An 8,753-nucleotide genomic window follows, 5' to 3' on the forward strand; every position below is an offset into this window, starting at 1 on the left:
CCGCAGTGCTCCGCCCGGAGCGTTCCGGCGCGCGCGTGCTGACCCGTCGATGCCCAGCCGGAGCGCGCGGTGCGCCGCTCGGCCGACCGAAGCCGCTCCCTCGGTTCAGCAGCCGAAGATGTGACGAATCCTGAGGGCGCAGCCCCCGGTCATAAGACCCGCTGTCGGGTTCCGCACGTGATGTCGGGTTTCACCCAGCGAGCAGCGTCCGATGTCGAACACGCGCGGAGGCCTCGGCGCCGCGCGGCGCGAGAGCCTTGCGCGCGCGGGGGCAGATCGCCTCCCGGGCGCGCAGGATTCGCGCGCGGGGCCGCGGTACGGCCCTTGCTCTCTCTCCTCGCGAACACGGCGCGGGACGGTCCCCGCGAGGAGAACGAGACGACATGAGGCAGATCGCGATCTACGGGAAGGGCGGCATCGGCAAGTCCACGACGACGCAGAACTTGGTCGCGGGGCTCGCCTCGCTCGGCAAGAAGGTGATGATCGTCGGCTGCGATCCCAAGGCCGACTCGACGCGCCTCATGCTGCACTCGAAGGCGCAGACGACGGTGATGGACCTCGTGCGCGAGCGCGGCACCGTCGAGGACCTCGAGGTCTCCGACGTGCTGAAGGTCGGGTACGGCGACGTGAAGTGCGTCGAGTCCGGCGGCCCGGAGCCGGGGGTGGGCTGCGCGGGCCGCGGCGTCATCACGGCCATCAACTTCCTCGAGGAGAACGGGGCGTACACCCCCGACCTCGACTTCGTCTTCTACGACGTGCTCGGCGACGTCGTGTGCGGCGGGTTCGCCATGCCGATCCGCGAGAACAAGGCCGAGGAGATCTACATCGTGGTGTCCGGCGAGATGATGGCCATGTACGCGGCCAACAACATCGCGCGCGGCATCCTGAAGTACGCCTCGTCGGGCAAGGTCCGGCTCGGCGGCCTCATCTGCAACTCGCGCAACACCGACCGCGAGGCGGACCTGATCGAGGCGCTCGCGGCGAAGCTCGGGACGCAGATGATCCACTTCGTCCCGCGCGACAACCAGGTCCAGCGCGCCGAGCTGCGGCGCATGACGGTCATCGAGTACTCGCCGGAGCACAAGCAGGCGAGCGAGTACCGCGAGCTGGCGCGGAAGATCTCCGAGAACAGGAAGCTCGTCGTGCCGAGGCCGCTGCAGATGGAGGAGCTCGAGGAGCTGCTCATGCAGTACGGCATCATCGCGGACGAGGACGAGTCCCAGGTCGGCGTCGCCGAGGCAGCGGGCGCGTAGCGCAGGGCACGGGCGAGGAGAACGACGATGTCCAATTCGGTGAAATCGGTCGACGGCATCACGAAGGAGTCGACCCAGGCGATGATCGACCGGACGCTCGAGGCGTATCCGGAGAAGGGGAAGAAGAAGCGCGCGCCGCACCTCGCCCCGAACGACCAGGCGTCGGGCAGCGCCTGCGTGAAGTCGAACAGGAAGACGGTCCCCGGCGTCATGAGCGCCCGCGGCTGCGCCTACGCGGGCGCCAAGGGCGTCGTGTGGGGGCCGATCCGCGACATGGTCCACGTCTCCCACGGGCCGGTCGGCTGCGGCTGGTACTCGTGGGGCACGCGCCGCAACCTCATGAGCGGCGTGAACGGCGTCTCCAACTTCGCGATGCAGTTCACCTCCGACTTCCAGGAGAAGGACATCGTCTACGGCGGGGACAAGAAGCTCGCCGTCCTCCTGCGGGAGGCGAAGGAGCTCTTCCCGCTCGCCAAGGGCATCTCCGTGCTGTCGGAGTGCCCGGTCGGCCTCATCGGCGACGACATCAACGCCGTCGCCAAGCAGATGTCGAAGGAGCTCGACCTCCCGGTCATCCCCTGCAACTGCGAGGGTTTCCGCGGCGTCTCGCAGTCGCTCGGGCACCACATCTCCAACGACACGATCCGCGACTACATCATCGAGACGCGCGAGTTCTCCGAGCCGGAGACGCCGTACGACATCGCCCTCATCGGCGAGTACAACATCGGGGGCGACGCGTGGTCGACGAAGCCGCTCCTGGAGGAGTGCGGCTTCAACGTGAAGGCCGTCTGGACCGGCGACGGCCAGATGGAGCACATCGCGGCGACGCACGAGGTGAAGCTCAACGTCATCCACTGCTACCGCTCCATGAACTACATGTGCAAGGTCATGGAGGAGAAGTACGGCGTGCCGTGGATCGAGCTGAACTTCTTCGGGCCGACGAAGATCAAGGAGAGCCTGCGCAAGCTCGCCGAGCGGTTCGACGACCGGATCAAGGCGAACGTGGAGAAGGTCATCGCCAGGTACGATCCCATGATGCAGAAGGTGATCGAGGAGGTCCGGCCCCGCCTCGAGGGCAAGAAGGTCATGCTGTACGTCGGCGGCCTGCGCCCGCGCCACACCGTCAGCGCCTACGAGGACCTCGGCATGGTCGTCGTCGGCTCCGGCTACGAGTTCGCCCACGCGGACGACTACGACCGGACGGCCCCCGAGATGCCCGACGCGACCGTCATCTACGACGACGCCTCCGAGTACGAGCTCGAGCGGTTCGTCCACGACCTGAAGCCGGACCTCGTCGCCTCCGGCATCAAGGAGAAGTACCTGTTCCAGAAGATGGGCCTGCCCTTCCGGCAGATGCACAGCTGGGACTACTCCGGCCCGTACCACGGGTACAAGGGCTTCCCGATCTTCGCGCGCGACATCGACATGGCGATCAACAGCCCGACCTGGGGCTTCGTGAAGTCGCCGTTCTAGCCGGAGGGGGCCACCGCCCCCGCCACCTCTCGAGACCTCGATCCGCCGTCCCGCCGGACGGAACGCCACCCGCTTGCCCGAAGGAACCGACACATGGCGAACAACCTTGGACTGACCGTCAAACCCGTCTGCGAGATCACGCGCGAGGACGAGGAGCGGGTCCGCGCCTGGATCGACACGCCGGAGTACCGGGAGAAGAACTTCGCGCGGCAGGCGCTGGTGGTGAACCCGGCCCACGCCTGCCAGCCGCTCGGCGCCGAGCTGTGCGCCCACGGCTTCGAGGGGACGCTGCCGTTCGTGCACGGCTCGCAGGGCTGCGCGTCCTACTACCGCTCGACGCTGAACCGCCACTTCCGCGAGCCCGCGCCGGCGGTCTGCAGCGCCATGACCGAGGACGGCGCGGTGTTCGGCGGGCAGAACAACCTGCACGAGGGGCTGGAGAACGCCTGCGCGCTCTACGCGCCGAAGATGATCGCCATCTTCACCTCCTGCATGCCGGAGATCATCGGCGACGACGTCTCGTCGTTCCTCAAGAACGCGAGGGCCAAGGGGCACCTGCCGAAGGACGTCCCGGCCCCCTACGCCAACACCCCCAGCTTCAGCGGCTCCCACGTCCACGGCTACGACGCCATGCTCGGGGCCATCCTCGAGACCCTGACCGAGGGCAGGGCGGTGGAGGGGCGCTGCACCGGCAAGCTCAACTTCATCGCCGGCTTCGACGCGAACACCGGCAATTACCGTGAGTACAAGCGGATCTTCGAGGCCTTCGGGATCCCGTACACCTTCCTGGCCGACATCTCCGAGACGTTCGACTCCCCCCTCGACGGCACCTACCGCCTGTATCCGGGCGGCACCCCGCTCGAGGAGGCGGCCGACTCCATCAACGGCAAGGCGACGCTCTCCGTCGCGCCCTACGCCACCACCAAGACCTTCGGGTGGGTGAAGGAGACCTACTCCGGCAAGCACGTGTCCATGCCGATGCCGATGGGCATCGCCAAGACGGACGCCTTCCTCCTGAAGCTCTCGGAGCTGTTCGAGAAGCCGGTGCCGGACGCGCTCGAGGCGGAGCGCGGCCGGGCGGTGGACGCGATGACCGACGCCCACCAGTACGTCCACGGGAAGCGGTTCGCGGTCTACGGCGACTCCGACTACCTCCTCGGCTACGTCTCCTTCCTGCTCGAGATGGGCGCGAGGCCCGTCCACGTCCTCTGCTCGAAGGGCTCGAAGAAGCTGGAGAAGGAGCTCCACTCGCTGCTCGACGCCTCGCCCTACGGCAAGGACGGGAAGGTCTACATGAACAAGGACCTGTGGCACCTGCGGTCCCTGCTCGTGACGGAGCCGGTGGACGCGCTCATCGGCGACACGCACGGCAAGTTCGCCGCGCGCGACGCGAAGATCCCGCTCTTCCGCTTCGGCTTCCCCATCTTCGACCGCGTCAACAGGCACCGCTACCCGCTCGTCGGCTACCAGGGCGTCGTCAACATGGTCACCGAGATCTGCAACAAGTTCATCGATCTCCAGGACGACGGCTGCGAGGACCGCTTCTTCGAGATGATGCGGTAGCGGCCGCGCTCGACCCCCCGACCCCGAACCCGAGCGAGGCGGCCATGCCGCGGCCCGACTACTACGACGCGCCCGACTGCGAGACGAGCGAGAAGGGCGCCCCGAGGTTCTGCAAGAAGTCCGAGCCCGGCGAGGGCACCGAGCGGAGCTGCGCGTTCGACGGCGCGCGCGTCGTGCTCATGCCGGTGACGGACGCCATCCACCTCGTGCACGGGCCGATCGCCTGCGCCGGCAACTCCTGGGACAACCGCGGCGCGCGCTCCTCCGGGTCGCAGCTCTACCGGCGCGGCTTCACGACGGAGATGCTCGAGAACGACGTGGTCTTCGGCGGGGAGAAGAAGCTCCGCCGCGCCATCGTCGACCTGGCGTCGCGCTACCCGGAGGCGCGGGCGATCTTCGTCTACGCCACCTGCGTCACGGCGATGACCGGCGACGACGTGGAGGCCGTCTGCAGGTCGGTCGCGGGGGAGGTGCCGATCCCGGTCATCCCGGTGAACACCCCGGGGTTCGTCGGGGACAAGAACATCGGCAACCGGCTCGCCGGCGAGCTCCTCCTCGAGCACGTGATCGGCACGGCCGAGCCCGAGACGACGACCCCGTACGACGTGAACCTCATCGGCGAGTACAACATCGCCGGCGACCTCTGGGGGATGCTGCCCCTCTTCGAGCGGCTCGGGATCCGCATCCTGTCCTGCATCTCGGGCGACGCGCGCTTCGACGACCTGCGCCACGCGCACCGCGCCCGCCTGAACGTCATCATCTGCTCGAAGAGCCTCACGAACCTCGCGCGGAAGATGAAGAAGCGCTGGGGCATCCCGTACCTGGAGGAGTCGTTCTACGGGATGACCGACACCGCGACCGCCCTGCGCCACATCGCGCGCGAGCTCGATCGCGGGCGCGGCGACGGGGCGAGCGCGATGGCCGACGCGGTGGAGGCGCTCGTGGCCGAGGAGGAGGCGCGCTGCCGCGCGCGCATCGCGCCGCACCGGGCGCGGCTCGAGGGCAAGCGCGCGGTGCTCTTCACCGGGGGCGTGAAGACCTGGTCGATGGTGAACGCCCTGCGCGAGCTGGGCGTCGAGATCCTCGCGGCGGGGACGCAGAACTCCACGCTCGAGGACTTCCACCGCATGAAGGCGCTCATGCACCGCGACGCCCGCATCATCGAGGACACCTCGACCGCCGGGCTCCTCGGGATCATGCGCGAGAAGCTGCCCGACCTCGTCGTGGCGGGCGGGAAGACGAAGTTCCTCGCGCTCAAGACGCGGACGCCGTTCCTCGACATCAACCACGGCCGCGCGCACCCGTACGCAGGCTACGAGGGGATGGTCACCTTCGCCCGCCAGCTCGATCTCACCGTGAACAACCCCATCTGGCCCGCGCTCTCCGCGCGGGCGCCCTGGGAGCTGCCGGAGGCCGCCCTCGAGGCCGAGCGCGCGGCGGCGCGGGGCCACGCGGCGGCGCTCGCCGCCGAGGACCTCTCCGCGTCGCGCGTCGCGGTGCCGGCCAAGGCCGCGACGGTGAACCCGCAGAAGAACTCGCCCGCGCTCGGCGCGACGCTCGCGTACCTCGGCGTGGACCGCATGCTCGGGCTCCTCCACGGCGCGCAGGGCTGCTCGACGTTCATCCGGCTGCAGCTCTCGCGGCACTTCAAGGAGTCGATCGCCCTCAACTCCACGGCCATGAGCGAGGACACCGCCATCTTCGGGGGCTGGAGGAACCTGAAGGCCGGGCTCTCGCGCGTCATCGAGAAGTTCCACCCGGGCGTCGTCGGGGTCATGACCTCGGGGCTCACCGAGACCATGGGCGACGACGTGCGGAGCGCGATCGCCGAGTTCCGCCGGGAGCGCCCGGAGCACGCCGGCGTGCCCATCGTCTGGGCGTCCACGCCGGACTACTGCGGCTCGCTGCAGGAGGGGTACGCCGCGGCGGTGGAGGCCCTCGTCACCACGCTCGCGGAGGGAGGGACGCCGATCCCGGGCCAGGTGACGCTGCTCCCCGGCGCCCACCTCACTCCCGCCGACGTCGAGGAGCTGAAGGGCATGATCGAGGCGTTCGGACTCTCGGTCGTCGCCGTCCCGGACATCGCGAACGCCCTCGACGGCCACATCGACGACGAGGTCTCGCCGCTCTCGACGGACGGCGTGGGGGTGGACGCGATCCGCTCCGCGGGGCGGAGCGTCGCCACGATCTACGTCGGCGACTCGCTCGCCCGGGCCGCGCTCCGCCTGGAGGAGGCGTTCGGGATCCCGGCCCACGGCTTCACCTCGGCGACGGGCCTCGGGGAGGTGGACCGGCTCGTCGCGACGCTCGCGGCGATCTCGGGCCGGCCCGTCCCCGGCGCGCTCCGCCGGGCGCGGAGCCGCCTCATGGACGCGATGGTGGACAGCCACTACGCGTTCGGCGGGAAGCGCGTGGCGCTCGCGCTCGAGGCCGATCACCTGAAGGGCCTCACCCGCTTCCTGCACGGGATGGGGTGCGAGATCGGCGCCGCGCTCGCCGCGACGCGGACCCGTGGCCTCGACGCGCTGCCCGCGCGGGCGGTGTCCGTCGGCGACCTCGAGGATCTGGAGACCGCGGCCCGGGGGGCGGACCTCGTCGTCGCGAGCTCCAACGGGCGTCAGGCGGTCGCGAAGCTCGGCGTGAAGGCCCACCTGCGCGCGGGCGTGCCGGTGTTCGACCGGCTCGGCGCGCACCAGAAGGTCTGGGCCGGCTACCGCGGCACGATGAACCTCGTGTTCGAGGTGGCGAACCTGTTCCAGGCGAGCGCGACCGAGGCGCAGCGGCTCGCGCACAGCTGACGGCGGAGGTCACCATGCGGATCGCGTTCACGAGCACCACGGGCGAGCGGATCGACGAGCACTTCGGGCGGGCGGACCACTTCTACGTGTGGGAGATCGGGCCCGGCGCGGCCCGCTTCCTCGAGCGCGTCAGCGCGATCACGAGCGCCGACGACGAGGAGGACCGCATCGCCGCGCGGGCGAGCGCGCTCGCCGGCTGCGCCATCGTCTACACCGCGCAGATCGGCGGACCCGCCGCGGCGAAGCTCGTCTCGCGCCGCATCCACCCGATGAGGACGAGCGGCGAGGTGGCCGTGGCGGAGGTGGTCGAGCGGCTGCAGGAGGTCCTGCGCGGCCGGCCGCCGCCGTGGCTCCGCAAGGCGATGGCGCCCGCGGGAGCGGGGGCCGCGGCGGAGACGCCGGCGGACGAGGCGAAGGACGACTGAAGGGCGCCTTGAAGGGCGCACCACACGAGAGAGGAGACGGTCATGGCGTTCATCACGGGGCTGACGCGCGGGAAGCGGGAGTGGACCCCACGGTTCGTGCGGAACATCGATCCCGAGCTCTGCATCGGCTGCGGCCGGTGCATCAAGATCTGCGCGCACGGCGTGCTCGCGCCGGCGGAGGTGGACGAGGAGGAGTCCGCGAAGATGTTCGCCGCGGTCGAGCACGCGGACGACTGCATCGGCTGCGAGGCCTGCGGCCGGACCTGCAAGAAGGGCGCGTTCTCGTTCGAGCCCCTGGCGGCGTGAGGACGCCATGCGCCTGCCCGTCCTCGCCCGCCCCGACCCCGCGCCCCCCGCGGCGAACTGCACGTTCGGCCGCGGCTGCGGCGACGCCCCGCCGGCGCTCCCCGCCGACGTCGCCGCGCTCGTCGCCGATCACCCCTGCTACAGCGAGGATGCGCACCACCACTTCGCGCGCGTGCACGTCGCGGTGGCGCCCGCGTGCAACGTGCAGTGCCACTACTGCAACCGGAAGTACGACTGCTCGAACGAGAGCCGGCCCGGGGTGGTGTCGGAGCGGCTCCGCCCCGAGGACGCGGTGCGCAAGGTGCTCGCGGTCGCCGCGGAGCTCCCGGAGCTGTCGGTGGTCGGGATCGCGGGGCCGGGGGACGCGCTCGCGAACCCGGACGCCACCTTCGCCACGCTGGAGGGCGTGCGGCGCGCGGCGCCGGATCTCCGCCTGTGCCTCTCCACGAACGGCCTCGCCCTGCCCGAGCACGCGGCGCGGCTCGCCGCGGCGGGGGTGCGGCACGTGACGGTGACGGTGAACATGATCGACCCCGCCGTCGGCGAGCGGATCTACCCGTGGGTGCTGCGGGGCGGGCGCAAGCTCCGGGGCGTCGAGGGCGCCCGGCTCCTGTCCGCGCAGCAGCTCGAGGGGATCGCGGCGCTCGCCTCCCGCGGCGTGCTCGTGAAGGTGAACTCGGTCGTGATCCCGGGCGTGAACGACGCGCACCTCCCCGACGTCGCCCGGGCAGTCCGCCGCGCCGGCGCGTTCCTCGTGAACCTCGTCCCGCTGATCTCGGAGCCCGGGCACGGCACGCACTACGGCCGCACCGGTCAGCGCGGCCCGACCGCCGAGGAGCTGGAGCGCGTCCAGGTGGCCTGCGAGCTGGACGCCCGGGTCATGCGGCACTGCCGGCAGTGCCGCGCGGACGCCGTGGGGCGCCTCTCCGAGGATC

The 8,753-nt window shown here is 70.6% G+C and carries 7 protein-coding genes; all 7 read left to right on the forward strand.

Features of this window, described 5'->3' with window-relative positions:
• The first annotated feature begins 383 nt into the window (after nucleotides 1–383).
• On the forward strand, nucleotides 384–1,253 hold the full coding sequence (gene nifH / locus MNZ39_RS22010; protein WP_242341245.1) for a nitrogenase iron protein: 870 nt from the start codon (nucleotides 384–386) through the stop codon (nucleotides 1,251–1,253).
• Nucleotides 1,254–1,280: 27 nt separating this feature from the next.
• Nucleotides 1,281–2,726, forward strand: coding sequence for a nitrogenase molybdenum-iron protein alpha chain (nifD, locus tag MNZ39_RS22015; protein WP_242341246.1), 1,446 nt, complete (start codon nucleotides 1,281–1,283; stop codon nucleotides 2,724–2,726).
• Nucleotides 2,727–2,819: 93 nt separating this feature from the next.
• A complete protein-coding gene (gene nifK / locus MNZ39_RS22020) occupies nucleotides 2,820–4,289 on the forward strand; it encodes a nitrogenase molybdenum-iron protein subunit beta (RefSeq protein WP_242341247.1) in 1,470 nt (489 codons plus the stop codon).
• Nucleotides 4,290–4,333: 44 nt separating this feature from the next.
• Nucleotides 4,334–7,087, forward strand: coding sequence for a bifunctional nitrogenase iron-molybdenum cofactor biosynthesis protein NifEN (locus MNZ39_RS22025; protein ID WP_242341248.1), 2,754 nt, complete (start codon nucleotides 4,334–4,336; stop codon nucleotides 7,085–7,087).
• Between the two features lie 14 nt (nucleotides 7,088–7,101).
• Nucleotides 7,102–7,512 (forward strand): nitrogen fixation protein NifX, encoded by a 411-nt coding sequence (gene nifX / locus MNZ39_RS22030; RefSeq protein ID WP_242341249.1) that lies wholly within the window; start codon nucleotides 7,102–7,104, stop codon nucleotides 7,510–7,512.
• Between the two features lie 42 nt (nucleotides 7,513–7,554).
• Complete coding sequence (fdxB, locus tag MNZ39_RS22035; RefSeq protein WP_242341250.1) at nucleotides 7,555–7,818, forward strand: ferredoxin III, nif-specific; 264 nt, start codon at nucleotides 7,555–7,557, stop codon at nucleotides 7,816–7,818.
• A 7-nt stretch (nucleotides 7,819–7,825) separates the two neighbouring features.
• Nucleotides 7,826–8,753: nitrogenase cofactor biosynthesis protein NifB (nifB, locus tag MNZ39_RS22040; RefSeq protein ID WP_242341251.1), on the forward strand; the 928-nt coding region annotated here is incomplete at its 3' end.

The sequence above is a fragment of the Anaeromyxobacter sp. SG66 genome, assembly GCF_022690805.1.
Lineage (GTDB): Bacteria > Myxococcota > Myxococcia > Myxococcales > Anaeromyxobacteraceae > Anaeromyxobacter > Anaeromyxobacter soli.

What these genes read in the sequence shown, in the direction of transcription:
- nifX (WP_242341249.1), top strand. Translation starts at nt 7,102, where the DNA reads ATGCGGATCGCGTTCACGAGCACCACGGGCGAGCGGATCGACGAGCAC.
- nifK (WP_242341247.1), top strand. Translation starts at nt 2,820, where the DNA reads ATGGCGAACAACCTTGGACTGACCGTCAAACCCGTCTGCGAGATCACG.
- fdxB (WP_242341250.1), top strand. Translation starts at nt 7,555, where the DNA reads ATGGCGTTCATCACGGGGCTGACGCGCGGGAAGCGGGAGTGGACCCCA.
- MNZ39_RS22025 (WP_242341248.1), top strand. Translation starts at nt 4,334, where the DNA reads ATGCCGCGGCCCGACTACTACGACGCGCCCGACTGCGAGACGAGCGAG.
- nifH (WP_242341245.1), top strand. Translation starts at nt 384, where the DNA reads ATGAGGCAGATCGCGATCTACGGGAAGGGCGGCATCGGCAAGTCCACG.
- nifD (WP_242341246.1), top strand. Translation starts at nt 1,281, where the DNA reads ATGTCCAATTCGGTGAAATCGGTCGACGGCATCACGAAGGAGTCGACC.